Here is a 24,350-nt window from a genome sequence, read left to right on the forward strand (position 1 = left end):
ATCTGCGAGGCTTGATCGGGTATAATCTCGCGCTTTCGAGTGCCGGGTGGTCGATATCCGCGGAGTCGCTCGAAGGTGGGCACCGACAGCGCCACCCGCGAAATGCGCCGCGCCCCAGCCGACTACCGCCCCCGTACCGGCTTCCGATTGATCGAGCGCGCACCCATGATCAGCAAGAACACGATCACCGTGCCGACCACCGCAACGCCGATGCGCACCGGCATCGCGTCGGCGGCCGGAATCAGCGGCGCTGCAGTCGCTTTGACCGCATCCTCATCAGGCTTCGGCGGCTTCAGCGACGGATCCGGATCCACCAGGTTGCCGACCGTCGTCCCCGGCGGGGTGGCGAACCCGTAGTCCAGCAGACGCGCAGCCTGCTCCCACGGCGCGATCGGCTGACGGGTGCCGCGTAGCAGCACCGCCACCAGACGGCGGCCGTCGCGCTCGGCGGCACCGACGAAGGTCTGCCCCGCGTCATCGGTGTAGCCGGTCTTGCCGCCAAGCGCACCGGGATAGTTGTAGAGCAGCTGGTTGTCGTTCTCCAGCTCATAGCCCGGATGGTCGGCATCCTCGCCGGGCTTGGCCCGATGCCCAGGGAACGGGTACTTCTGGGTGGCGACGATGGACGCGAAAGTCGGGTTCTCCCAGGCATATCGGTAGAACAACCCGATGTCGTAGGCCGACGTGCTCATGCCCGGCCCGTCCAGACCCGACGGGGTGGCCGCCCGGGTGTCGGCACCGCCGAGCTTGCGGGCCAGCACGTTGATCTTCTGCAGCGCGGTGTCCATTCCGCCGATCTGGGCGGCCAGCGCGTGTGCGGCGTCATTGCCTGAGTGCATCAGCAGGCCATGCAGCAGATCGTTGACGGTGTAGCGGCCGCCGACGTCGACACCCACCCGGGTGCCCTCGGCGTTGGCATCGTCCTGGGTGCCCTCGACCATCTTGTTCAGCGGCAGCTCGTTGATCGCCTGCATGGCGGTGAGCACCTTGATGATGCTGGCCGGGCGATGACGGGCATGCGGATCGCGGGCGGCGATGATCTCGCCGGTGTCCAGGTCGGCCACCAACCACGACTCGGCCGAGACATCGCCCGGCACCGGCGGGGTGTTCGGGGCGACGATCACCCCGCAGCTCGCCAGGGCGTCACCGCCGACCGGCTTGGCCGGCACCGGCAGCGGCAGCGGCGGGTCACCGGCCTCGGGCACCTCGGAGGAGTCGACGGCAGGCGGGGTCGTCACCTTGTACGGGCAGGTGTTGGGGTCCGGTGCCGCGTTCGGCTCGGCCCACGCGATCGCGGGCGTGCCGACGACGCAGACGGCCGCAGCCAGCGCGGCAGCGCTGCGCAGCAGGATTCTCGTGGTCGCCATCGACTCGCAGAGTAGGGGATTGCGCCACCGAAACCCGGGAGCCGCGCTGTGACTGGTGTGGTTATTGATGCAATTGTTAGCTTGGCAGCGCGCAGTGCGCGACCGCCGGATGACCGATCGTGGCCAGCCACAATCGACCCTCGCGTTCCACCAGCCCGGTGACCAGACCGAAGCTCGGGTGCTTCATATGCACCCCCGCGACAGCAGCCCCGGTGTCGGGGTCGAACGCCACCGCCCACACCGTCGGCACGATCTGCGGCTGCAGCCCGTCGGGCAGCTTCCACAACAGCGTCCGCAGTTTCGGCGAACGCGGGGACAGGAAGTCCGCGGCCGCATTGCGCGCCGAGACCATCGCACACCAGATCCGCCCGTCGGCACCCGTCGACAGGTTGTCGGGCATCCCGGGCAGATTCGTCGCCAGCGGAGTGACGGTGCCCGCCTTCGGTCCGCTCAGCCAGTACTTCGACAGCCGCCGGGCCTGGGTCTCGGCGAACACCAAGGCAGAGGAGTCCACCGTCGGCGTCACGCCGTTGGCGAAGTACAGGTGGTCGAGCACCGTGCTGACCGTTCCGTCCGGGTCGAGCCGGAACAGGCCGCCGTCGCCGCGGGACTCGAAGATCGCGCCCTTGAAGTACTCGAAGGTGAACTTCGCCGTCGACTCGGTGAAATAGATGGAGCCGTCCGGCAATTCGGTGACGTTGGAGCAGAAGTTCAGCTTTCTTCCGCCCACCGAGTCGGCCAGTACCTGGATGTCGCCGGTGTGGCGATCCATCGCGACCAGTCCACCCGGGCTGGTGCAGATCAGCAGCCGGCCGTCGCGGGCCACCGTCATCCCCAGCGGCCGGCCCATCGTCGTTCCGACCGTCGTCGTCCCGCCATCGGGGTCGATGCGGACGACGCGGCCGTCGACCAGACCGGTCCACAGCGCGCCGTCCGCGTCGACGACGATGTCCTCGGGTTGATCACCGGGCAGCCCGACGATCGTCAGGTCGGCCGGCCCGAACTCGGGCAGCGGCGTCACAGGTGGCGGCTGCCACCGAACCGGATCGATCGCGGGCTTGCCGGCGGTGCTCACAGCAGCCGGCTGGCCTCGCCGAGCACGCGGTGCAGGATCTCGTAGATCTCGTTGAACTCCTTGGGACCCGAGATCAGCGGCGGGGCCAGCTGCACGACTGGGTCGCCACGGTCGTCGGCGCGGCAGTACAAGCCGGCCTCGAACAGCGCCGCTGACAGGAAGCCACGCAGCAGCCGCTCGCTCTCGTCCTCGTTGAACGTCTCCTTGGTGTTCTTGTCCTTCACCAGCTCGATGCCGTAGAAGAAGCCCTCACCGCGGACGTCGCCGACGATGGGCAGCTCGAGCAGCTGCTCGAGGGTGGCCCGGAAGACCGGTGCGTTGGTCTTCACGTGGTCGTTGATGCCCTCACGCTCGAAGATGTCGAGGTTGGCCAGCGCCACCGCCGAGGACACCGGGTGCCCGCCGAAGGTGTAGCCGTGCCCGAAGGTGGTCTTGCCGTCGTTGAACGGCTCGAACAGCTTGTCGCTGGCGATCATCGCGCCGATCGGGGAGTAGCCCGACGTCATGCCCTTGGCGCAGGTGATCATGTCCGGCTGGTAGCCGATGTCCTCACAGGCGAACATCGAGCCGATCCGGCCGAAGGCACAGATGACCTCGTCGGAGACCAGCAGCACGTCGTACTCGTCGCAGATCTCGCGGACCCGCTCGAAGTATCCGGGCGGCGGCGGGAAGCAGCCACCGGCGTTCTGCACCGGCTCGAGGAAGACGGCCGCGACGGTCTCGGGGCCTTCGAACTCGATGGCCTCGGCGATGCGGTCGGCGCAGTACTGACCCCAGGCCTTGATGTCGGTGTCGTACGGCGCAGGTGCGCGGTAGAAGTTGGTATTCGGCACCCGGAACCCACCGGGGGTCAGCGGCTCGAACGGCTTCTTGAAGTCGGGCAGGCCGGTGATGGCCAGCGCGCCCTGCGGAGTGCCGTGGTAGGCGATGGCCCGGGAGATCACCTTGTACTTGCCGGGCTTGCCGGTGAGCTTGAAGTACTGCTTGGCCAGCTTCCAGGCGCTCTCGACGGCCTCACCACCACCGGTGGTGAAGAACACCCGGTTCAGATCACCGGGGGCGTAGTTGGCCAGCCGGTCGGCCAGTTCGATGGCCGGCGGCGTGGCATAGGACCACAGCGGGAAGAACTCGAGGGTCTCGGCCTGCTTGGCGGCCGCCTCGGCGAGTTCCTTGCGGCCGTGGCCGGCCTGCACCACGAACAGGCCCGACAGGCCGTCGAAGTAGCGCTTGCCGTGGCTGTCGTAGATGTAGCAGCCTTCGCCTCGCGTGATGATCGGCGGCGTGATGCCGTGGCCATGGCGGGCGAAGTGACCCCACAGATGTCGGTCCGCCTTGGCGGACAGTTCCGCCGTCACGTCTTCGCTCAATGCTGTCATCGGGTACCCCAATTGTATTGTTGTTTAACCAGTTTCAGGTAGACCAGCGTCTCCGTGGAGGTCACGCCGGGTACCGCGCGGATTTCTGTGTTGAGCAGCTCGAGCAGCTCGGCGTCGTCCTCGCACACCACTTCGACAATCGCATCGAAGGTGCCCGCGGTGAGCACGACGTAGTCCACGGCATCAATCTGGGCCAGCTTGTCGGCGACCTTGGTGGTGTCGCCGGTGCAGCGGATGCCGATCATCGCCTGCCGGGCGAATCCGAGTTGCATCGGATCGGTGACCGCGACGATCTGCATCACCCCGGAGTCGATCAGACGCTGCACGCGCTGTCGCACCGCTGCTTCGGACAAACCGACGGCCTTGCCGATACCGGCGTAGGATCGCCGCCCGTCCTGCTGCAACTTTTCGATGATGGCCTTGGACATCTCGTCGAGTTGGGCCGACGCTGCCGCACCCGACCCGACGGTGCGGACGGGAAACCGGTTGGTCGGTACACCCGAGTCACGCATGCCCATGATTGTGCACGGAATCCGTTGTTTTAGGCAACGGGATCGATGAAATTGGTCGTCAGTACCCACCTTGAGTGCGGGAATGCGTAGCACAGCCTCACTCGGTCGGTTACCGTTGCCGTGTGACTGCACGGACCTCTGACAAGACCAGAATTGTGCCCAGTAGCTGGATCGATGGCGCCGCCGTTGTTACCAGCGGAACCACCCATCAGGTCATCAATCCTGCCAATGGCGACACCGTGGCCGAACTGGCCCTGGCGACGGCGGCCGACGTCGATGCCGCGGTGGCCTCGGCGCGGGCCGCGCTGCCCGGCTGGAAGAACGCCACCCCGGTGGAGCGCTCCTCGGTATTGGCCAAGCTGGCCGAACTCGCCGAAGCCCATGCCGAAGAGATCGCCGCTGAGGAGGTGTCTCAAACCGGCAAGCCCGTCCGGCTGGCCACCGAGTTCGACGTTCCGGGCTCGATCGACAACATCTCCTTCTTCGCCGGCGCCGCCCGCCACCTCGAAGGCAAGGCCACCGCGGAGTACTCCGGGGACCACACCTCCTCGATCCGTCGGGAGGCCGTCGGTGTGGTCGCCACGATCACGCCGTGGAACTACCCGCTGCAGATGGCGGTCTGGAAGGTGCTGCCCGCGCTGGCCGCCGGCTGCTCGGTGGTGATCAAGCCCGCCGAGCTCACTCCGTTGACCACGCTGACCCTGGCCCGGCTGGCCACCGAGGCCGGCCTGCCCGACGGTGTCTTCAACGTCGTCACCGGCGCCGGGCCGGATGTCGGCACCGCGCTGGCCGGCCACAAGGATGTCGACGTCGTCACCTTCACCGGGTCCACTGCCGTCGGCAGGCGGGTGATGGCCGCGGCGGCCGTGCATGGCCACCGCACCCAGCTCGAACTCGGCGGCAAGGCGCCGTTCGTGGTGTTCGAGGACGCCGACCTGGACGCCGCAATCAACGGTGCGGTGGCGGGCGCGCTGATCAACTCCGGTCAGGACTGCACGGCGGCCACCCGGGCGATCGTCGCGCGCAACCTCTACGACGACTTCGTGGCGGGCGTGGCGGAGCTGATGAGCAAGATGGTCGTCGGCGACCCGCAGGACCCTGACACCGACATGGGCCCGCTGATCTCGCGCATGCACCGCGACCGGGTTGCCACCATGGTGGCCAATGCCCCGGCCGAAGGTGGCCGGGTGGTGGCCGGTGGCCAGGTGCCCGATCTGCCCGGCTCCTTCTATCTGCCGACGCTGATCGCCGACGTCACCGAGGACAGCGAGGTCTACCGCAACGAGATCTTCGGCCCCGTCCTGGTGGCCCGGCCGCACGACGGCGACGACGACGCGCTGCGGCAGGCCAACGACACCGAGTACGGGCTGGCCGCCTCGGCCTGGACCCGCGACGTCTACCGCGCCCAGCGTGCCTCGCGCGAGATCAACGCCGGCTGTGTGTGGATCAACGACCACATCCCGATCATCAGCGAGATGCCGCACGGCGGCGTCGGCGCCTCGGGCTTCGGCAAGGACATGAGTGACTACTCCTTCGAGGAGTACCTCACCATCAAGCACGTGATGAGCGATATCACCGGTGTGGCCCAAAAGGATTGGCACCGAACCATCTTCACGTTGCGCTGAGCGCACGAAAACCGCCGCCGAACGTCACCCGAGGGTGACGCTCGGCGGCGGTTGTCACTCTGGTGTGACGCTCGGCGCCGGAAGGAACTAGGCCTGCGGCCCCTTGGTGAACTCCTCACCGGTCTCGGGGTTGACGGCCGTCTCACCCGGCGGCAGGTTCGACAGGTCCGGCGCGATCACCGTCGGCATGTCACCGGAGTCCGGCAGGCCGAGTGTCGGCTCCACCGCGGTGGCCGGGGTGAGGACCAGATCGGCACTGGAGCGCCGGGACAGCGTGCGGCCCAGGAAGAAGTCCGGCGACATCAGCCACCAGACGACCATCAGGATCACGCCGAGCACCAGTGCCCCGATACCGACGACGGCCACCGCGCCGAACCCGAAGATCGTCACGTTGTTGCCGTCATCGTCGACCAGCCAGTCCGGCTTGGCGTACTGGATCAGGCCGTAGATGAAGATCACCAGCAGGGCGAGACCGCCCAGCAGGGGCACGACCCCGCGCATGACGAAATCGCGCAGATTCTTGGTGAGGTCCTTTCGGTAGAACCACACGCACGCGAAGCCGGTCAGGCCGTAGTAGAACGCGATCATCAGGCCCACCGAGCCGATCAGCGCCGACAGCAGGTTCGGGCTGACGAGCGTGAACAGCACGTAGAACAGGATGGACACCAGACCCATAGCGATCGTGGAGGTCGTGGGGGTCAGGTAGGTGCGGTGAATCTTGGCGAACGATGTCGGCAGCGCGCGGTAGACGCCCATGGACAGCGTGGTACGCGCGGTGGGCAGGATCGTCGTCTGCGTGGATGCCGATGCCGAGGTCAGGATGGACGCCGCCAACAGCAACAGGGCGAACTTGCCTAACAGGCTGTCGCCGAACAGATCCGGGCCGATCGCGGCGAACACGTCGGCGGCGTTCTCCTCATTGCCCAGGCCGATGCCTTCCTTACCCACGCCGGCGAAGGCGATGGCCGCCACCGCCACCAGTGCGTAGGTGGCCAGCAGCAGGAAGGTCGAGATCACCGCGGCCCGGCCCGGCGTGGTGCCCGGGTCGTCGGACTCCTCGTTGCACGCCACCGCGGTGTCCCAGCCCCAATAGATGAACAGTGCGGTGAGCAGTGCCGGGGCGATCACGGTGGTGAAGTCCAGGCCGGCGGGCCAGAACCAGGACAGTGACGGCATGAGCGAGTACGTCTCGGCCTGCCGGGTGTAGACCTTGAACAGAGCGACAGCCGAGAACGCGACGAGTACGACCATCTCGATGCCGAGCAGGGCGTACTGCAACCGCGCCGAGACCTCGATACCGCGGTAGCAGATGTAGGTCATGACGACGATCCAGATGACACCCGCGACCGTGGACCACAGTGTGCTGCTGGCCAGGTCGGCCACCGACGTCCAGCCCAGACCGCCGACGAAGGTGAACGAATACGAGCCGGCGATCTGCGCCAGGTTCGCCATCACGATGACGTCGGCAGCGATGATGCCCCAGCCGCCCATCCAGCCGACCAGCGGACCGAAGGCGCGGGAGGCCCAGGTAAAGGTGGTGCCGCAATCCGGTTCGGCCTTGTTCAGTTCCTGATAGGCCACGGCGATCATGTACATCGGGATGAACGCCAGAAGCACGATGGCCGGGGCCTTGACGCCGGCCAGCAGTGCGCCGCCGCTGGCGACGACGAGGCCGAGTGTCGCGGCCAGGGAGTAGGCCGGGGCGGTCGACGCCATTCCGACGACGATGCTGGACAACAGTCCGAGCGCGCCGCCCTTGAGGCCCTTGCTTTCTACTGCGTTGGAATTCCCGGCCGCACCGGGGTCGAGCGCGAGCTCGCCTTTGCTCATGGCATCTCCTGCTTAAACGCCGCGTCAGTGGAACTAGACGAGAGTACGGTTTCAGTGGCAGATGCGCGCGGAATGTGCGGAATTGTTTTCCTAGCGGTTACACGACCGCGAAATCCGTGGTTTAAAGGGGGGACTTTTGACGGATCAGACGGTCTTCCCGCCATCCGCCCACGGAACCCGGCATGACTCCCCGGACCCGAAGCCCTGCTCGGTGATCCCCAGTGCGGCGTTCATCCGCGCCCGCATGTTCTCCACCCCGATCTGGTAGGTCAGCTCGACCAGGCCGGCCGCCCCGAAGCGGCGCCGCAGATCGTCCACCTGGTCGTCGGTGACGGTGTGCGGGTCGGTGGTCATCGCGTCGGCGTAGCCGATCGCGGCGCGCTCGTCGTCGGTGTAGAGCGGGGAGGTGGCGTAGTCATCGATATGCGTGAGGCGTTCGACGTCCAGGCCCTCCAGGCGCATCAGCATGGCGCCGAAGTCCACACACCACGAACAGCCGACGGTGCGGGCGGTCCAGAACACCGCCAGTTCGCGCACCGAGGCGGGCAGGACCGTGGACCCGCGCTGTAGCAGACCCTCGTGGACCGAGTTGGCCACCACAAGTCGCGGATGGTGGGCGTAGACCGCCAGCGGTTCGGGCACCTCGCCGAAGCGGCGCCGGGCCCACCGGTACATCAGCCGGATCAACGGGGAGGCTTTGGCAGGGGAGAGCGGTTCGAGTCGTGTTGTCGTAGTCATACCCTCAAGACCCCGGTGGACCGGGAAATGTGACACGGCGATCGAACCCAATATTGGGTTGACGGACTAACTAATCAGTTAGGGTGCCCATTGTGGATTTCGACCTCGACGCCGATCAGCAGGCCTGGTTGGGCGAGGTGCGTGAATTCCTGCGGGCCAACGTCACTGACGCCCTGCGCGCCGAGATCGCCGAGCACAACCTGGAACACCCCGGCGGTGAGGTCGCCGCGTTCCGGCGCAAACTCGGCGCCAAAGGCTGGTTCGGCCTGAACTGGCCGGCGGAGTACGGCGGCCTGGGTCTGGGTGCGGTGCACCTGCATCTGCTGATGTCGGAGTTCGAGTACTGGGGTGTGCCGGGACCCGACCTCACCGTCACCTCGATTGCGCCGATGATCATGCGGTACGGCACCGAACAGAACAAGAAAGAGTTCCTGCCGCTGATCGCGCGCGGCGAAATGACCTGCGCGCTGGGCTATTCCGAGCCTGACGCCGGCACCGACCTGGCCTCGTTGCGTACTCGGGCAGTGCGCGACGGTGATGAGTGGGTGATCAACGGATCCAAGATCTGGAACAGCGGGGCGCAGCGCTCCACCCACGAATGGCTGTGCGTGCGCACCGACCCGAACGCCCAGCGGCATCGCGGCATCTCCGTCATCGCGGTGCCGGTGGACAGCCCCGGCGTGCGGATCCGCCCGCTGATCGCCTGGTCCGGCTACCGCACCAACGAGGTGTTCTTCGACGACGTGCGGGTGCCCATCACCAACCTCATCGGTGAGGAGAACCGCGGCTGGTCCTACATCACCGGGGCACTCGACCTCGAGCGTGGCGCGCTCACCAACGCCGGTGATCTGCGCCGTGCCCTCGACGAGCTGCAGGTACTGGCCAGGATGCCGCGCCGCGACGGCTCGGTGCCGATCGACAACCCGGCGGTGCGACGCCGGCTCACCCAGGCTGAAGCCGACGTCGACGTGGCCGTGCTGATGGGATACGAAGCCTCCTCGATGCTGGCCGACGGCGTGATCCCCACTGTGGAGGTCAGTGTCGAGAAGGTGTTCAGCAGTGAGCTGCGCCAGCGTATCGCCGATCTGGGCATGGACCTGCTGGGTGCCGAAGGTCTGCTGGCACACCGTAGTCCGGAAGCACCGGCCGGCGGCCGGTTCGAGAAGCTCTACCGCTTCGCCCCCCTGATGCGGTTCGGCGGCGGAACCAACGAAGTGCTGCGCGATGTGATCGCCCAACGCGGCCATGGCATGCCCTCCTACGGACGCTGACATGAAACTTGTTGCTGGACAGGACGAACGTGATCTCGCCGCGATGCTGCGCGGGCTGCTGGCCGCTCATCGCGACGATGCGATGCAGGCTTTGGCCACCGCGGGCATCCTCGGGCTGGGCATTCCCGAGGAGTGCGGCGGATCGGGTGGCACGCTTGCCGATCTGGGCGTCTTCGCCAGGGAGGCGGGCCGGGCGCTGTGCCCGTCGCCGGTGTACAGCACGGTGTTCGCCGCGCAGGCGATCCACCTGCTCGGCGGTGAGCAGTCCGGCAAACGCTGGCTGCCCGACCTCTCCTCGGGCGCAATCTCGGCGACCACCGCCCTGTGGAATGCCTACGACGCGGCCGACGCCACCGCGGCGCTGCGCGCCGACCGCACCCGCGAGGGTGGCTGGCGGCTCACCGGCACAGCCGATTTCGTCTCCGACGCCCAGGATGCCGAGCTGATCGTGGTGTCCGGGATGGACGCCACCGGCCAGACCATCGGCTTCGTCTGCGGGTTGGACTCACCCGGCGTCACCCAGCGGCCGTTGCAGCTCATGGGCGATCACCACGCGTCCTGCGTGCGATTCGACGACGTGGTTCCCGACGACGTGCTCGCCGGCGGCGAGCCACTGGATCGCGATGAGCTGCGCCGCACGGCCAACATTGCCATCGCGCTGCTCTCGCTCGATCTGGTTGGGGTGGGGGAGGCCGTGCTCGACCGCACCGTCGACTACACCACGATGCGCCACCAGTTCGGCCGTCCGATCGCCTCGTTCCAGGCCGCCCAGCATCTCATCGCCGACATGCACATCGCGCTGAGCACTGCGCGCCTGGCCGCGCAGGCCGCCGTGTTCGCGCTCAGCCGTGGCCGGCCGGCGATCCGCGAAACAGCCGTTGCGCGAATGCAATCCGCGCCTGCCGCCAAGTGGGCGACGCTGGACGCCCATCAGTTGCACGGCGGCATGGGATACGTGGTGGAAACCGATCTGTACCTCTGGTCGGAGCGGGCCCGGGTGTTCTCGACCCTGGGTGGGGGCGCCGACGTTGCCGCGACCTGGCTCGATGATGACCAGGCGAGCGGTGCCGCGCTCGCCCAGCGGCTGCGCCGCAAGGACGGCCTGTGACCGGCGACAGCCTGATCGATGCCGACACCGCCGCACGGGTGGGCAGCGTGGCCGCGACCGCCAGCGGTGCGGTGATCCGGCGGGACTGGCAGCGCTGGGCGGTCGCCGTCGGCGACGTCAACCCGCTGTGGTTCGACCCGGAGTACGCCCGCGCCAACGGGTACCGCGATGTGATCTGTCCACCGCTGTATCTGCAATACGCCATCCTCGGCGTAACCCCACTGTCCGGGCTGCGGCCCGACGGCTCCTCCGGCGCGGTATCGGGCAGCCTGGCCTTCCCGAAGGCACCGCGACGGATGGCCGGCGGCGAAAGCTTCACCTTCCATCAGCCCGCCTATCACGGCGACGAGATCGCGATGGTGCGCACCATCGAATCGATCACCGAAAAGGATGGCCGCTCAGGACGGTTCGTCCTGGTGACGTGGCACACCGTCTACCACAACCAAGACCGTGACCTCGTGGCCGAGGCCACCACGTCGATGATCGCGAGACCATGACCCAGCTGTTCTACGACGACGTCGAACCAGGCGACACCCTGACCCCGCTGACGGTCACCGTCGACGAAACGCAGATGTTCTTCTTCTCGGCTGCCACCTACAACGGTCACCGGATTCACTACGACAAGGACTGGGCACGCGATGTCGAGGGCTATGACACCGTCCTGGTTCAGGGTCCGCTGCAGGCGGCACTACTGGCGCGCGCGGTCACCGACTGGATCGGCGGGGCGGGCCGGCTGGTCGACTACTCCGTGCAGAACCGGGGGGTGGCCTTCCCCGGGCAGCCGCTGACCTTCGGCGGCACCGTCACCGGCAAACGGGTCGAGAACGGCCGCGGTCTGGTCGATCTCGACATCGCCGGCCGTCGCGACGCCGACGTCCTGATGCCCGGCACCGCCACCGTGGAACTACCGCGTCGGGGCGGTGGTTCCTGATGCGGCTGGCCGGGGAAGCAGCGATCGTCGGGATCGCCGAACTACCCGCCGAACGCAAGCCGACCCGACCCGAACAGTTCACCCTCGACCAGTACGCCGCGCTCGCCAAGATGGTGCTCGACGACGCGGGACTGGACGCGAGTGTGGTCAACGGGCTGATCTCGCACGGCGTCGCCGAATCCGACATGTTTGTCCCGGCGACCCTGTCGGAGTATCTGGGCCTGCCGATCGACTTCGGTGAACGGGTGGACCTCGGCGGCGCCACCTCGGCCGCGATGGTGTGGCGAGCGGCGGTGGCCGTCGAACTCGGTCTGTGTGACGCCGTGCTGGCGGTGGTGCCCGGGTCGCGGGCGCTCCCGCGGTCTGCGCGCCGACCGGCAGCGGTCCCGAATTGGTTTGGGGCGTCCAGTAATAACTACGGGTCGCCGCAGGCCGAGTACGAGATCCCGTACGGCAACCTCGGCCAGAACGCACCGTTCGCACAGATCGCGCAACGCTACGCCGCCCAGTACGGCTACGACCCGAGCGCGCTGGCCAAGATCGCCGTCGATCAGCGCACCAACGCCTGCGCCCACCCCGGCGCAGTGTTCCACGGGCAGCCGCTCACCGAGGCCGACGTCCTGGGCAGTCCGATGATCGCCGACCCGATCCACATGCTCGAGACCGTCATGCCCGTGCACGGCGGTACCGGTGTGCTGGTGGCCAACGCGGACCTGGCGCGCCGCGCCCGCCACCGTCCGGTGTGGATCAAGGGTTTCGGCGAACACATCTCGTTCAAGACGATGACCTACGCCGCCGATCCGATGCTCACCCCGATCGCGAAGTCCGCGGCCCGCGCCTTCGCCATGGCCGGGGTGACCCCGGTCGACGTCGACATCGCCTCGATCTACGACTGCTACACGATCACCGTCCTGATGACACTGGAGGACGCCGGGTTCTGCCCGAAGGGTGAGGGAATGAGGTGGATCACGCAGCGGGACTTGACGTTCCGCGGTGACTTCCCGCTCAACACCGCGGGCGGCCAGCTGTCCTACGGTCAGGCCGGGATGTCGGGCGGCATGCACCATGTGGTCGACGCGGCCCGTCAGCTGATGGGCCGGTCGGCCGCCGCCCAGGTGCCCGACGCCGACGTCGCGTTCGTCGCCGGAACGGGCGGCATCATGAGCGAACAGGTGGCGCTGGTGCTGGGAGGCGACTGATGGCCGAGGCGATCCCGATGCCCGAACCCACACCGGTGTCCCAGCCGTTCTGGGACGCGCTTGCCGAGCACCGCATCCTGGTGCAGTATTCACCGTCGGCCGGGCAGTACGTCTTCTATCCGCGCACCCTGGCGCCCGGAACCCTGGCCGATGACTTGGAATGGCGTGAGATCGACGGGGCGGCAACGCTGTACACCTACACGATTGCGCGGCGTCCGACCGGGCCGCCATGGGCCGAGGCGCTGCCGCAACTGCTGGCAGTGGTGCAATGGGATGTGGGGCCGCGCTTCTCCACCGAGCTGGTGGACGTCGACCCCGACGACATCGAGATCGGGACGCGGCTGGAGCCGGTGTTCTGTGACGACGCGGCGTCCGGGATGACCCTGCTGCGTTACCGGCCGGCGTCATGATCGACACTGTGCAGGGTCTGCTGCGCGAACGGCTGGACGACGACGGCATCGCGGTGATGTCAGCGGATCGCACCTGGACCTGGCGCGAGCACCTCGCCGAGGCGGCCGCTGAAGCCGCGGCCCTGATCGCGATGGCCGACCCCGACCGCCCGCTGCATGTCGGTGCGCTGCTGACGAATTCACCGGCCTACACCCGCGCGATGGCGGCCGCCGCGCTGGGCGGCTACGTGCTGTGCGGAATCAACACCACCCGCCGCGGTGAGGGGCTGGTCTCCGACATCCGCCGCGCGGATTGCCAACTGCTGCTGGTCGACTCCGACCACGCCGCCCTGCTCGACGGCCTGGATCTGTCCGGTATCACCGTCCTGCACGTGGACAGCCCCGCTTACACGGAGGCGGTCAGCACCGCCGGACCGCTGGTGCCGCACCGGGAGGTGGTGGGTACCGACCCGTTCATGATGATCTTCACCTCCGGCACCAGCGGCAATCCGAAAGCTGTTCCCTTCGCCCACGGGATGAGCGTGATGTGCGGCCTGAGCCTGTCCGCTCAGCTCGACATCACCGCCGCCGACGTCTGCTACCTGTCGATGCCGCTGTTCCACTCCAACGGGGTGGCTGCGGGCTGGTCGGTGGCCATCGCGGGCAAGGCGGCCATGGTGCCGGTGAAGTTCTCGGTGTCCCGACTACTGTCCGACCTCCGCCACTACGGTGCGACCTTCATGAACTACGTCGGCAAGCCCCTGGCGCTTGTCCTGGCCACCCCCGAACAACCCGATGACGCCGACAATCCGCTGCGGGTCATGTACGGCAACGAGGCCACCGACCGCGACATCGCCGAGTTCTCCCGGCGGTTCGACTGCCGCATCATCGACGGCTTCGGGTCCAGCGAGTTCGCCGTGGTCGTCGTCCGCGAAGACGGCACCCCGCCGGGCTCGATCGGCAAGGGCTGGCCGGGGGTGGCGATCTATGACCCCGAGACCGTCACCGAGTGCGCCACTGCCGAGTTCGACGACCACGGCAACCTGTTGAACTTCGACGAGGCCGTCGGGGAACTGGTCAACACCGACGGTGCCGGCCCGTTCACCGGTTACTACAACGACCCCGATGCCACCTCCGAGCGACTGCGGCACGGGATGTACTGGACCGGGGACCTGGCTTACCGCGACGCGGACGGCTGGATCTACCTGGCCGGCCGGACCGCGGACTGGATGCGGGTCGACGGCGAGAACCTGGCAGCCGCGCCGATTGAGCGGGTGCTGCAGCGCATCCCGCAGATCAACCAGGTGGCGGTCTACGCGGTGCCCGACGCGGCGGTGGGGGACCAGGTGATGGCTGCCATCGTGCTGCGGCAGGGAGAGTCGTTGACGCCCACGGACTTCGAAACGTTCCTGACGGCCCAGCCCGACCTGTCGCCGAAGGCGTGGCCGCGCTACGTCCGCATCAATGACGACCTGCCGCACACCGCGACCAACAAGATCCTCAAGCGGGAACTGAGCGCGGCCGGGGTGACCGCCGGTGCCGGTGTGCTGTGGGAGCGGGTGGGCCGCTCGACGAGCTACCAGGTGGCTGGCTAGGCGTTCACGATGGTGCCGACGCCGGTGGCATCCGCCAGTGTCGCGTTGGTCGGGCTGGAGAGCACCACGGTGAACGTCTCGCTGTTCTCCGCCAGAGAGTCGCCGAGGATCACGATCGTGACGGTCTTACTGGTCTCCCCGGGCTGGAACGTCACGGTGCCGGACGCGCCGACGTAATCGCTTCCCTGCGTGGCCGTTTGGCCGACGGTGGCGTACTGCACGGTGACCGTCTGGCTCGACGGTGCGGCCAGGGTCACGGTGAACTGGGCTACCGAGGTGCCCGCCGCGTCACCCAGGTCGAACATGATCGGCTTCAGGTAGGTCACCTTGTTCTGATTGACCGTGCGCCAGTCGTCGGCCAGGATGCCGCCGGTGTCACCGGAATTCGGATTCCAGGACCAGTAGGTCCAGCTGATGCCCTCATCGCCGGCCGCAATGTCGATCGTCCCGTTGTTGTCGAAGTCGCCGGACAGGTAGGAGGTGATGGCCTCGTACCAGATGATGTCCTTCGGATCGGTCAGCTTGGTGCCGAACTCACCGAGGTAGATCGGGGCGATGTCGTCCTCATAGATGTAGCCCCAGGCGTTCTCGAAGACACCGGGCAGTGCGGCTCCGAAGTTGTCACCGGAGAACCAGGTCTGCGCGTAAACCGAGTTCGGGTAGTCGTGCGGCGAGTACACCACCCGGTTGGCGACATTGAGTGAGATGGGCCGGTCCTTGACACCCATCAGATTGCCGCCCCACCAATAGTTCTGGTTGTTGTAGGTGCCGACGCCCTCGACGATGATCAGCAGGTTCGGGTTGACCGCCAGCACCGCGTTGCCGGCCCGCTCCGCGGCGCGTGCCCAGTCGTTGGTGCCGCCGCCACCCCAGGTGCCGTTGTAGGGCTCATTGTGTAGGTCGACCCCGATGACGGTCGGGTTGCCCGCGTAGCGCTGGGCCAGTGTCACCCAGTCGTTGACCCAGTCGGTCTCGCTATAGGTGCCGTTGTACCAGAGCCCGTTCTCGGTGGTGCCGACCCCGGCGGTGTTGCGGTGATGGTCGAGGATGACCTTGAGCCCCACCTCGTCGGCGTAGGCGATGATCTTGTCCATCACCTGGATCGACGACAAGCCCTGCAGGTCCGGATTGGCGGCGTAGTTGATGCTGCTGGGCATTTGGCCGTGCAGCACATCTTGCGAGTAGGGCAGCCGAATCGTGTTGAACCCCAACGCGACCATCTGGTCCATCATGTCCTTGTAGCTGCGTGTCCACAGCCCGTGCGGTGTGCCGACATCACTTTCGAAGCCGAACCAGTTGACGCCGGCGATCTCCACCGGATTGCCTGCGGCATCAAGGATCTGGTTGCCGTCGGTATGCCAGTACCCGGCGCCGACCGCACTGCCGCCCGGTTCGGTGGCCGAGGCGTCGGAGATGCTCAGCCCGGGGTTCTGGGTGGCGGTGTCGTCATTGCGGATCGTGCCCGTGGCGGTTGCGTCGGCGATCCCCGCACCCGCGGCATTCGACAGTGTCACGGTGAACGTCTCGTCGGGTTCCACAACCGTGTCGCCAACCGCCGCGACAGAGATCACCTTGGTGGTCTCGCCCGCGGCGAAAGTGAGGGTGCCGGTGGCCGCGGTGAAGTCCACTCCAGCTGTCGCAGTGCCGGCCACCGTTGAGTAGGCGACTGTCACGGTTCCGGTGCTGACTTTCGACAGCGTGACCGTGAAGGTGAGCGGTGTTCTGCCGCTGTTGGTTTCGGTGACCGCCGCGTCGCTGATGCTCAGCTGCGGCCGGTTGGCGTCGATCGCGGCGACGGTGATGGTGGCGGTGGTGGTGCCCGCGGTCTGCGGCGAGAGCAGCGAGTCGATGCCGTGCAGATGCAGCCCGGTGTCGGCGACGGCGACCACGAACCGGTCGGTCTGGCCCGGCTGCATCGGTGCGTTGGGCGTGTAGACAAAGGTGCCGTCGGCGTCGATGGTGACAATGCCCGATGCGGCCTGCTTGTCGATCCGGTAGGTCAGCGGGTCACCTTCGGGATCGCCGGCCCCGACGTTGCCGGTGATCGCGCCACCGGAGGTGAGGCTGTTGGTGGTCTGGTCGTAGCTGACGGTGGGTGCTCTGTTGAACAGCGTGTGCTCGAATTCCCGGCGCACCCAGGCCAGCACGGCCATCCCGAACGACAGGTCGGGGTCAGTATCCGGATTGAACCCGAACACGCTCAGCACGCCGGAGATCACCGACTCGATCGGGTTCATCGTCCGGGCCGCGACGGTGGCGGACGCCGACGCGGTGGTGGCCACCGCAGCGGCGGTCGCGGGTTGTGGCGTTCGCGGGGCTGCTGTCGCCGTCGTCACCGTCGTCTGCTCGATGACCAGAGATCCGTCGTCGGCGACACTGGCGCGGACCCGGGCAGAGCTCGAGGAAACGGTGGCGCTCGGGCGCACAATCGGCACCCGAACGGTCGCTACCGACTTGCCAGCTGAGCGGCTGCGCGCCGCTGTCGCGGTGCCGGCGGCACGCTTGGAGTGACCCACACTGGTCGACGAGGAGCCTGAATCCGTTGAGTCGGCAAATGCGGTGGTGGGGGTGCTGAGCGCTAGGCAGGTGCCCAGGGCAACCGCCACCCCGCCGAGGCGAACTGCGCAAAGGCCACAGCGCAGGCTTCTACCTGTTGGATCGGCCGGCAACATGAGTAATCCTCCGGGTCGGAGCAAACCCACATTCTGCGCGTGAGGCACGTCACATGCAAGCCCCAGTTATCACCGGAGTGTCCGCTGAGTGTGCAGACCGATACGCCGCCGACGGCGAGTCGCGGACGACATCGCACAGTCGGCGGGGTTTGCCGGGGGTCAGCGCGCGAACATCAGCGCGCGCTTGACCTCCTGGATCGCCTTGGTCACCTCGATACCGCGCGGGCAGGCGTCGGTGCAGTTGAAGGTGGTGCGGCAGCGCCACACCCCGTCTACATCGTTGAGGATTTCCAGCCGCTCGGCGGCACCCTCGTCGCGGCTGTCGAAGATGAACCGGTGCGCGTTGACGATGGCGGCGGGGCCGAAGTAGGACCCCTCATTCCAGAACACCGGGCAACTCGTGGTGCAGCAGGCACACAGGATGCACTTGGTGGTGTCGTCGTAGCGGGCCCGGTCGGTCGGGCTCTGGATGCGCTCGCGGGTCGGCGCGTTGCCCGATGTCATCAGGTACGGCTTGACCGAGCGGTAGGCGTCGAAGAACGGCTCCATGTTCACCACGAGGTCCTTCTCCACGGGAAGCCCGCGGATCGGCTCGATGGTGATGGTGAGCGGCTTGTCCTTCTTGGGCAGCAGATCGCGCATCAGCACCTTGCAGGCCAGCCGGTTGACCCCGTTGATCCGCATCGCATCCGAGCCGCACACCCCGTGGGCACATGAGCGGCGGAAGGTCAGCGTGCCGTCCAGGTAGCTCTTGACGTAGATCAGCAGGTTGAGCAGCCGGTCACTGGGCAGGCAGGGCACCCGGAAGCTCTGGAAGCCGGCGCTGTCTGGGTCCTCGGGATTGAAACGGGCGATCTTCAGCGTGACCATCACCGCGCCGTCCGGAATCGGCGGCAGGGCAGGCTCTTTGACGTCCGGTGCGATGGTCATCGGTCCTCGCTCTTCGCGCAAGCGCTCATCGTCAGTACTTCCGCTCCATCGGCTCGTAACGGGTCTGCACCACCGGCTTGTAGTCCAGCCGGATGTCGGACAGCAGATCCGTGCCTTCCTTGTAGGCCATGGTGTGCCGCATGTAGTTCGTGTCGTCGCGGTTGGGGTAGTCCTCGCGGGCATGTCCGCCGCGGGACTCCTTGCGGTTGAGCGCACCCACCACGGTCACCTCGGCCAGCTCCAGCAGGAAGCCCAGCTCGATGGCCTCCAGCAGGTCGCTGTTGTAGCGCTTGCCCTTGTCGTGCACCGTGATTCGGCCGTACCGCTCCTTGAGCGCATGAATGTCGGTGAGCGCCTGCTTGAGCGTTTCCTCGGTGCGGAACACCGCGGCGTTGTTGTCCATGGACTGCTGCAGTTCACTGCGGATGTCGGCGACCCGCTCGTTGCCGTGCTCGGAGAGGATGTTGCCCACCCAGTCGACCACCATGCCCGCCGGATTGGACGGCAGGTCTACGAATTCGTGGCTCAGCGCGTAGTTCGCGGCAGCGATACCGGCGCGGCGGCCGAACACGTTGATGTCCAGCAGCGAGTTGGTACCCAACCGGTTCGCGCCGTGCACCGACACACACGCGCACTCGCCTGCGGCGTACAGGCCGGGCACCGTGGTGGTGTTGTCGCGCAACACCTGTCCGGTGACGGTGGTGGGGATGCCGCCCATCACGTAGTGGCAGGTGGGGTAGACCGGCACCAGTTCCTTGACCGGGTCCACACCCAGATAGGTGCGGGCGAACTCGGTGATGTCGGGCAGTTTGGCCTCGAGGACATCCTCGCCGAGGTGGCGGACGTCGATGTAGACGTAGTCCTTGTGTGGTCCGGCGCCGCGGCCCTCGAGCACCTCGAGCACCATCGAGCGGGCGACGATGTCGCGCGGCGCCAGGTCGACGATGGTCGGGGCGTAGCGCTCCATGAACCGCTCGCCCTCGCCGTTGAGCAGCCGGCCGCCCTCGCCGCGCACCGCCTCGGAGATCAGGATGCCCAGCCCGGCCAGACCCGTCGGGTGGAACTGGTGGAACTCCATGTCCTCCAACGGAAGTCCCTTGCGGAACACGATGCCCAGTCCGTCACCGGTCAGGGTGTGGGCATTGGAGGTGGTCTTGTACATCCGGCCCGAACCGCCGGTGGCGAACACGATGGCCTTGGCGTGGAAGATGTGGATGTCGCCGGTGGCCAGTTCGTAGGCGATGACACCGGTGGCGACCGGGCCGCTGGGGGTCTCGGTCAGCGCGATGTCCAGGGCGTAGTACTCGTTGAAGAACTCCACGTCGTGCTTGACGCAGTTTTGGTACAGCGTCTGCAGAATCATGTGGCCGGTGCGGTCGGCGGCGTAGCAGGCCCGGCGGACCGGGGCCTTACCGTGATCGCGGGTGTGCCCGCCGAACCGGCGCTGATCGATCCGGCCCTCCGGGGTCCGGTTGAACGGCATCCCCATCTTCTCGAGGTCCAGCACCGCGTCGATGGCTTCTTTGCACATGATCTCGACGGCGTCCTGGTCGGCGAGATAGTCGCCGCCCTTGACGGTGTCGAAGGTGTGCCACTCCCAGTTGTCCTCTTCGACGTTGGCCAGCGCGGCGCACATGCCGCCCTGGGCCGCGCCGGTGTGGCTGCGGGTCGGGTACAGCTTGGTCAGCACCGCGGTACGCACCCGCGGTCCGGCCTCGACGGCAGCGCGCATTCCGGCGCCACCGGCACCGACGATGACGACGTCATAGCGATGTTCAGTGATCATGAACGCCCCTAGGTGATGTTCGGGTCGAAGGTCAGCAGCACGTAGGTGCCCACCACCAGAACGATGAGCATCGAGACCACCAGCGCCGAGTTCAGCCAGAACCGGGTGGAGTCCTTGCGTGCGTAGTCGGAGATGATCGTGCGCATCCCGTTGCCGCCGTGCAGCTGCGCCAGCCACAGCAGCAGCAGGTCCCAGGTCTGCCAGAACGGCGAGGCCCAGCGCTGCGCGACGTAGTTGAAGTCGATGCGGTACACCCCGCCGTCCCACATCAGGCCGATGAACAAGTGTCCGAGTGCCAGGAAGATCAGCACCACCCCGGAGAAGCGCATGAACAGCCAGGCGTACTTCTCGAAGTTGGGCATCCCGCCGCGTCGGCGCGGAGCGCGCGGGTTGTCCAGGCTGGCGGGCCGGTCGAGGCTGCGCTCGAGGATCGGTGCCGGCGGGCCGAGCCGGTTCTCCGGCGCGCTCACAGGAACCGCTCCGCCATGTGCATGCCGATGATCACCAGCGAGGGCACCATCACCAGCAGCCAGACCGCTGCGACGCCCCACAACATCTGGCGCTGGTAGCGCGGACCCTTCCACCAGAAGTCGATGAGGATGAGCCGGACGCCGTTGAGCGCGTGGTAGAGGAGGGCGGCCACCAGGCCGATCTCCATCAGCCCGATGATCGGCGTCTTGTAGGTCTCGACGACCTCGTTGTACGCCTGCGGACTGACCCGCACGAGCGCGGTGTCCAGGACATGGACGAAGAGGAAGAAGAAGATGGTGGCACCGGTGATCCGGTGCAACACCCACGACCACATACCGGGGTCGCCACGGTAGAGGGTGCGCCGCCGCCGCGCGGTGTTCTCGCGTGGGGCAGGCACTGTTGACGCGGTACTCATCACGCCTCCAACGCTGGGCCTGTCACTATTGGACTCTAACTCCGTTCATAGGGTCCGAAGAATTACGTTGTGGTGACTGAAGTCCTCCGGGACCGGCTGCGATGAGCAGCTCGGAATGCATTCAGAAACGGTGGTGACGAGGCGAACATGACGACCGCTATTGACTGGAAAGCATTGCAGCAGAAAGCAATTGCTGTATCTCGGCAGGCCTACGCACCCTATTCGCAGTTCCCGGTCGGGGCTGCCGCCCTGGTCGACGATGGCCGGGTGGTGGTGGGCTGCAATGTGGAGAATGTCTCATATGGCGTAGGTCTCTGTGCCGAGTGTGCGGTGGTCTGTGCCCTGATTTCCGGTGGTGGAGGGCGGTTGGTGGCCGTCGCGGTGGTCGATGCGACCGGGGTCGCACTGATGCCCTGCGGCCGGTGCCGGCAGCTTCTTCTCGAGCACGGCGGGCCGGAATTGCTCGTCGATCACCGCGAGGGGCCCCGGCGGCTGGGCGATCTACTGCCCGAGGCCTTCGGTCCTGACGATCTCGAGCGTGTCCGGCGGGAAAAGCCGTGACCCAGTTCACATTCGACGCACGCAGCCCGATGTCGCGTCTCTTCGACGCTCCGACGGTCATCCGGACCAAGCGGGACGGCGGTCGGCTCTCCGACGCCGCCATCGACTGGGTGATCGACGGCTACACCCACGGGCGGGTGGCTGACGAACAGATGTCGGCTCTGCTGATGGCGATCTTCCTGCGAGGGATGGATCGCGCCGAGATCGCCCGCTGGACCTCGGCGATGATCGCCTCCGGAGTGCGCCTGGATTTCCGCGATTTGCGCCGCGACGGAAAGCCATTGCCGACCGTGGACAAGCACTCCACCGGCGGCGTCGGCGACAAAATCACCATCCCCCTGGTGCCGGTGATCGCGGCCTGTGGAGCCGCGGTGCCGCAGGCGGCCGGCCGGGGGCTCGGGCATACCGGGGGCACCCTGGACAAGCTCGAGTCGATTCCGGGATTCACCGCTGAGCTCACCAATGCCCAAGTCCGCCAACAACTGTCCGAGATCGGTGCGGCGATCTTCGCCGCCGGCGAGCTGGCGCCGGCCGACCGCAAGATCTACGCGCTGCGCGACGTGACCGCGACCACCGAGTCACTGCCGCTGATCGCCAGTTCGGTGATGAGTAAGAAGCTCGCCGAAGGCGCTGACTCACTGGTTCTCGATGTGAAGGTCGGCCGCGGGGCGTTCCTCAAGACCGAAGCCGAGTCCCGCGAGCTCGCGGCCACCATGGTTGAACTGGGCCGGGCGCACGGGGTGCCGACCCGGGCGCTGCTGACCGATATGAACGTTCCGCTGGGAAACACCGTCGGCAACGCCCTGGAGGTCGCCGAGTCGCTGGAGGTGCTCGCCGGCGGCGGTCCGGCTGATGTGGTGGAGCTGACGGTCCGGCTGGCCGCCGAGATGCTGGAGCTGGCCGGGATCGACGGATGCGACCCGGCGCAGACCCTGCGCGATGGCACCGCGATGGACCGGTTCCGGGCCTTGGTGAGTGCGCAGGGCGGTGACCCGTCGGCACCGCTGCCGATCGGAGCCCATTCCGAGACCGTGACGGCGCCCACGGGCGGCACAATGGGGGATATCGACGCCATGGCGGTGGGGCTAGCAGTGTGGCGGCTCGGCGCGGGCCGGGCCAGCCAGGGCGAACGCGTGCAGTTCGGCGCCGGTATTCGCATGCACCGCCGGCCCGGCGAGCCCGTCGCCGCCGGTGAGCCGCTGTTCACGCTCTACACCGACACTCCTGACCGCATCCCGGGTGCGATGGCCGAGCTCGACGGCGGCTGGAGCGTCACCGACACCCCGCCACTCCTTCGCCCCCTCATCATCGATCGGATCGTCTGATGACCACACCACTGACGCTGGACATGATCAGGCAGGCACCCAAGGCGCTGCTGCACGACCACCTCGATGGCGGGCTGCGGCCATCGACCGTGCTCGATATCGCCGGGCAGGTCGGCTACGACGGTCTGCCCGCCACCGACGAGGCGTCACTGGCCACCTTCTTCCGCACCGCCGCCCACAGCGGATCGCTGGTCCGCTACCTCGAGCCGTTCGCCCACACGGTCGCGGTCATGCAGACCCCGGCGGCGCTGCACCGGGTGGCCTTCGAATGCGTCGAGGATTTGGCCGCCGACAACGTCGTCTACGCCGAGGTGCGTTTCGCCCCCGAACTGCACATCGACGGCGGCCTGTCCCTGGACGAGGTGGTCGACGCGGTGCTGGCCGGGTTCGCCGACGGGGAGAAGGCCGCCGCGGCCGATGGACACCCGATCGTGGTGCGCTGCCTGGTCACCGCGATGCGGCACGCGGCGCGGTCACGAGAGATCGCCGAACTGGCCATCCGGTTCCGTGACAGGGGAGTGGTGGGCTTCGACATCGCCGGCGCCGAGGCCGGCTACCCACCCACCCGGCACCTGGACGCGTTCGAATACATGCGCACCAACAATGCGCGCTTCACCATCCACGCCGGCGAGGCCTTCGGCCTGCCCTCGATCCAGGAGGCGCTGGCGTTCTGTGGTGCCGACCGGCTGGGCCATGGCGTGCGCATCGTCGATGACATCGAGGTGCTGCCCGACGGCACCGCGGTACTCGGCAGGCTGGCGGCGATCCTGCGCGACAAGCGGATCCCGCTGGAGATGTGCCCGAGTTCGAACGTGCAGACCGGCGCCGTGGACAGCATTGCCAACCACCCCTTCGACCTGCTCGCCCGATTGCGGTTCCGGGTCACGGTCAACACCGACAACCGGTTGATGAGCGACACCACGATGAGCCAGGAGATGTTCCGCCTGGTCGAGGCATTCGGCTACGGCTGGAGTGACCTGGAGCGGTTCACCATCAATGCGATGAAGTCGGCCTTCCTGCACTTCGACGAACGGCTGGCGATCATCGACGAGGTGATCAAGCCCCGCTATGCGGTGCTGATCGGCTGAGGGAGCCCGTCGCTCCGTCGCCACGGAACAATTGAGCACCTTTCGTTATACTCTCTGAGCTGCGGCGATTCCGTTGTTGGCTACTA

Annotated in this window: 22 protein-coding genes; 11 read left to right on the plus strand and 11 right to left on the minus strand. The window is 67.1% G+C overall.

Going from position 1 to position 24,350, the window contains the following annotated elements:
- Positions 1 to 122 precede the first annotated feature (122 nt).
- From BN3385_RS08525 to BN3385_RS08540, 4 genes are all read right to left on the minus strand, one after another.
- Complete coding sequence (locus tag BN3385_RS08525) at positions 123 to 1,367, minus strand: D-alanyl-D-alanine carboxypeptidase family protein (protein ID WP_059016105.1); 1,245 nt, start codon at positions 1,365 to 1,367, stop codon at positions 123 to 125.
- Positions 1,368 to 1,443: 76 nt separating this feature from the next.
- Positions 1,444 to 2,442 carry an SMP-30/gluconolactonase/LRE family protein gene (locus BN3385_RS08530; protein ID WP_059016106.1) on the minus strand — a complete coding sequence of 333 codons (999 nt, stop codon included), beginning with the start codon at positions 2,440 to 2,442 and terminating at the stop codon, positions 1,444 to 1,446.
- Positions 2,439 to 3,818 carry an aspartate aminotransferase family protein gene (locus tag BN3385_RS08535; protein WP_059016107.1) on the minus strand — a complete coding sequence of 460 codons (1,380 nt, stop codon included), beginning with the start codon at positions 3,816 to 3,818 and terminating at the stop codon, positions 2,439 to 2,441. Before BN3385_RS08535 ends, BN3385_RS08530 begins: the two co-directional genes overlap by 4 nt.
- Positions 3,815 to 4,330 carry an Lrp/AsnC family transcriptional regulator gene (locus tag BN3385_RS08540; RefSeq protein ID WP_059016503.1) on the minus strand — a complete coding sequence of 172 codons (516 nt, stop codon included), beginning with the start codon at positions 4,328 to 4,330 and terminating at the stop codon, positions 3,815 to 3,817. The genes BN3385_RS08535 and BN3385_RS08540 overlap by 4 nt, the downstream gene beginning before the upstream one ends.
- 155 nt (positions 4,331 to 4,485) lie before the next feature.
- On the opposite strand from BN3385_RS08540, the gene BN3385_RS08545 reads away from it, so the two are divergent.
- Positions 4,486 to 5,955 carry a gamma-aminobutyraldehyde dehydrogenase gene (locus BN3385_RS08545; protein ID WP_197415178.1) on the plus strand — a complete coding sequence of 490 codons (1,470 nt, stop codon included), beginning with the start codon at positions 4,486 to 4,488 and terminating at the stop codon, positions 5,953 to 5,955.
- Between the two features lie 87 nt (positions 5,956 to 6,042).
- Here the strand turns inward: BN3385_RS08545 and BN3385_RS08550 are convergent, their stop codons facing one another.
- On the minus strand, positions 6,043 to 7,785 hold the full coding sequence (locus BN3385_RS08550) for an APC family permease (RefSeq protein ID WP_059016109.1): 1,743 nt from the start codon (positions 7,783 to 7,785) through the stop codon (positions 6,043 to 6,045).
- Between the two features lie 144 nt (positions 7,786 to 7,929).
- Positions 7,930 to 8,523, minus strand: coding sequence for a carboxymuconolactone decarboxylase family protein (locus tag BN3385_RS08555; RefSeq protein WP_059016504.1), 594 nt, complete (start codon positions 8,521 to 8,523; stop codon positions 7,930 to 7,932).
- 92 nt (positions 8,524 to 8,615) lie between these two features.
- On the opposite strand from BN3385_RS08555, the gene BN3385_RS08560 reads away from it, so the two are divergent.
- The 7 genes from BN3385_RS08560 to fadD1 are packed head-to-tail and all read left to right on the plus strand — an operon-like array spanning position 8,616 to position 15,016.
- Positions 8,616 to 9,794 carry an acyl-CoA dehydrogenase family protein gene (locus BN3385_RS08560; protein ID WP_059016110.1) on the plus strand — a complete coding sequence of 393 codons (1,179 nt, stop codon included), beginning with the start codon at positions 8,616 to 8,618 and terminating at the stop codon, positions 9,792 to 9,794.
- Position 9,795: 1 nt separating this feature from the next.
- The gene (locus tag BN3385_RS08565) at positions 9,796 to 10,902 is read left to right on the plus strand and encodes an acyl-CoA dehydrogenase family protein (protein ID WP_059016111.1); all 1,107 of its coding nucleotides are present in this window, start codon (positions 9,796 to 9,798) and stop codon (positions 10,900 to 10,902) included.
- A complete protein-coding gene (locus BN3385_RS08570) occupies positions 10,899 to 11,399 on the plus strand; it encodes a MaoC family dehydratase (protein WP_059016112.1) in 501 nt (166 codons plus the stop codon). Before BN3385_RS08565 ends, BN3385_RS08570 begins: the two co-directional genes overlap by 4 nt.
- Complete coding sequence (locus BN3385_RS08575; protein ID WP_059016113.1) at positions 11,396 to 11,833, plus strand: MaoC/PaaZ C-terminal domain-containing protein; 438 nt, start codon at positions 11,396 to 11,398, stop codon at positions 11,831 to 11,833. The genes BN3385_RS08570 and BN3385_RS08575 overlap by 4 nt, the downstream gene beginning before the upstream one ends.
- Positions 11,833 to 13,032: a thiolase family protein gene (locus BN3385_RS08580; RefSeq protein ID WP_059016114.1), complete on the plus strand. Its 1,200-nt coding sequence runs from the start codon at positions 11,833 to 11,835 to the stop codon at positions 13,030 to 13,032. The genes BN3385_RS08575 and BN3385_RS08580 overlap by 1 nt, the downstream gene beginning before the upstream one ends.
- Positions 13,032 to 13,442, plus strand: coding sequence for a Zn-ribbon domain-containing OB-fold protein (locus BN3385_RS08585; RefSeq protein ID WP_059016115.1), 411 nt, complete (start codon positions 13,032 to 13,034; stop codon positions 13,440 to 13,442). Before BN3385_RS08580 ends, BN3385_RS08585 begins: the two co-directional genes overlap by 1 nt.
- Complete coding sequence (fadD1, locus tag BN3385_RS08590) at positions 13,439 to 15,016, plus strand: fatty-acid--CoA ligase FadD1 (RefSeq protein ID WP_059016116.1); 1,578 nt, start codon at positions 13,439 to 13,441, stop codon at positions 15,014 to 15,016. Before BN3385_RS08585 ends, fadD1 begins: the two co-directional genes overlap by 4 nt.
- Here fadD1 and BN3385_RS08595 read toward each other — a convergent pair.
- The 5 genes from BN3385_RS08595 to sdhC all read right to left on the minus strand — a co-directional run bounded on the left by BN3385_RS08595 (position 15,013) and on the right by sdhC (position 21,290).
- The gene (locus BN3385_RS08595) at positions 15,013 to 17,622 is read right to left on the minus strand and encodes a cellulase family glycosylhydrolase (RefSeq protein WP_231748662.1); all 2,610 of its coding nucleotides are present in this window, start codon (positions 17,620 to 17,622) and stop codon (positions 15,013 to 15,015) included. The two genes, fadD1 and BN3385_RS08595, sit on opposite strands and share 4 nt — an antisense overlap.
- Positions 17,623 to 17,847: 225 nt before the next feature.
- Positions 17,848 to 18,618 (minus strand): succinate dehydrogenase iron-sulfur subunit, encoded by a 771-nt coding sequence (locus tag BN3385_RS08605; RefSeq protein ID WP_059016119.1) that lies wholly within the window; start codon positions 18,616 to 18,618, stop codon positions 17,848 to 17,850.
- Positions 18,619 to 18,649: 31 nt separating this feature from the next.
- Positions 18,650 to 20,404, minus strand: a complete 1,755-nt coding sequence (gene sdhA, locus BN3385_RS08610) for a succinate dehydrogenase flavoprotein subunit (RefSeq protein ID WP_059016120.1) — start codon at positions 20,402 to 20,404, stop codon at positions 18,650 to 18,652.
- An 8-nt stretch (positions 20,405 to 20,412) separates the two neighbouring features.
- Positions 20,413 to 20,874: a succinate dehydrogenase hydrophobic membrane anchor subunit gene (locus tag BN3385_RS08615; protein ID WP_059016121.1), complete on the minus strand. Its 462-nt coding sequence runs from the start codon at positions 20,872 to 20,874 to the stop codon at positions 20,413 to 20,415.
- On the minus strand, positions 20,871 to 21,290 hold the full coding sequence (gene sdhC / locus BN3385_RS08620; RefSeq protein ID WP_082690338.1) for a succinate dehydrogenase, cytochrome b556 subunit: 420 nt from the start codon (positions 21,288 to 21,290) through the stop codon (positions 20,871 to 20,873). The genes BN3385_RS08615 and sdhC overlap by 4 nt, the downstream gene beginning before the upstream one ends.
- A 147-nt stretch (positions 21,291 to 21,437) precedes the next feature.
- Here sdhC and BN3385_RS08625 point away from each other — a divergent pair, with 147 nt between their 5' ends.
- From BN3385_RS08625 to BN3385_RS08635, 3 genes are read left to right on the plus strand one after another with little or no spacing between them, the layout of a single operon-like run.
- Positions 21,438 to 21,851: a cytidine deaminase gene (locus BN3385_RS08625; RefSeq protein WP_059016123.1), complete on the plus strand. Its 414-nt coding sequence runs from the start codon at positions 21,438 to 21,440 to the stop codon at positions 21,849 to 21,851.
- A gap of 29 nt (positions 21,852 to 21,880) precedes the next feature.
- Complete coding sequence (locus tag BN3385_RS08630) at positions 21,881 to 23,176, plus strand: thymidine phosphorylase (RefSeq protein WP_197415181.1); 1,296 nt, start codon at positions 21,881 to 21,883, stop codon at positions 23,174 to 23,176.
- A complete protein-coding gene (locus BN3385_RS08635) occupies positions 23,176 to 24,264 on the plus strand; it encodes an adenosine deaminase (RefSeq protein WP_059016125.1) in 1,089 nt (362 codons plus the stop codon). Before BN3385_RS08630 ends, BN3385_RS08635 begins: the two co-directional genes overlap by 1 nt.
- Positions 24,265 to 24,350: the final 86 nt, after the last annotated feature.

Source organism: Mycobacterium sp. M26 (genome assembly GCF_001494595.1).
Classification (GTDB): domain Bacteria; phylum Actinomycetota; class Actinomycetes; order Mycobacteriales; family Mycobacteriaceae; genus Mycobacterium.

Excerpts from the sequence above, each read along its gene's own strand:
- BN3385_RS08555 (WP_059016504.1), bottom strand. The coding sequence starts at position 8,523 with ATGACTACGACAACACGACTCGAACCGCTCTCCCCTGCCAAAGCCTCC.
- BN3385_RS08585 (WP_059016115.1), top strand. The coding sequence starts at position 13,032 with ATGGCCGAGGCGATCCCGATGCCCGAACCCACACCGGTGTCCCAGCCG.
- sdhC (WP_082690338.1), bottom strand. The coding sequence starts at position 21,290 with ATGAGTACCGCGTCAACAGTGCCTGCCCCACGCGAGAACACCGCGCGG.
- BN3385_RS08550 (WP_059016109.1), bottom strand. The coding sequence starts at position 7,785 with ATGAGCAAAGGCGAGCTCGCGCTCGACCCCGGTGCGGCCGGGAATTCC.
- BN3385_RS08540 (WP_059016503.1), bottom strand. The coding sequence starts at position 4,330 with ATGCGTGACTCGGGTGTACCGACCAACCGGTTTCCCGTCCGCACCGTC.
- BN3385_RS08605 (WP_059016119.1), bottom strand. The coding sequence starts at position 18,618 with ATGACCATCGCACCGGACGTCAAAGAGCCTGCCCTGCCGCCGATTCCG.
- sdhA (WP_059016120.1), bottom strand. The coding sequence starts at position 20,404 with ATGATCACTGAACATCGCTATGACGTCGTCATCGTCGGTGCCGGTGGC.
- BN3385_RS08580 (WP_059016114.1), top strand. The coding sequence starts at position 11,833 with ATGCGGCTGGCCGGGGAAGCAGCGATCGTCGGGATCGCCGAACTACCC.
- BN3385_RS08565 (WP_059016111.1), top strand. The coding sequence starts at position 9,796 with ATGAAACTTGTTGCTGGACAGGACGAACGTGATCTCGCCGCGATGCTG.
- BN3385_RS08535 (WP_059016107.1), bottom strand. The coding sequence starts at position 3,818 with ATGACAGCATTGAGCGAAGACGTGACGGCGGAACTGTCCGCCAAGGCG.
- BN3385_RS08575 (WP_059016113.1), top strand. The coding sequence starts at position 11,396 with ATGACCCAGCTGTTCTACGACGACGTCGAACCAGGCGACACCCTGACC.
- BN3385_RS08635 (WP_059016125.1), top strand. The coding sequence starts at position 23,176 with ATGACCACACCACTGACGCTGGACATGATCAGGCAGGCACCCAAGGCG.
- fadD1 (WP_059016116.1), top strand. The coding sequence starts at position 13,439 with ATGATCGACACTGTGCAGGGTCTGCTGCGCGAACGGCTGGACGACGAC.
- BN3385_RS08525 (WP_059016105.1), bottom strand. The coding sequence starts at position 1,367 with ATGGCGACCACGAGAATCCTGCTGCGCAGCGCTGCCGCGCTGGCTGCG.
- BN3385_RS08630 (WP_197415181.1), top strand. The coding sequence starts at position 21,881 with ATGTCGCGTCTCTTCGACGCTCCGACGGTCATCCGGACCAAGCGGGAC.
- BN3385_RS08625 (WP_059016123.1), top strand. The coding sequence starts at position 21,438 with ATGACGACCGCTATTGACTGGAAAGCATTGCAGCAGAAAGCAATTGCT.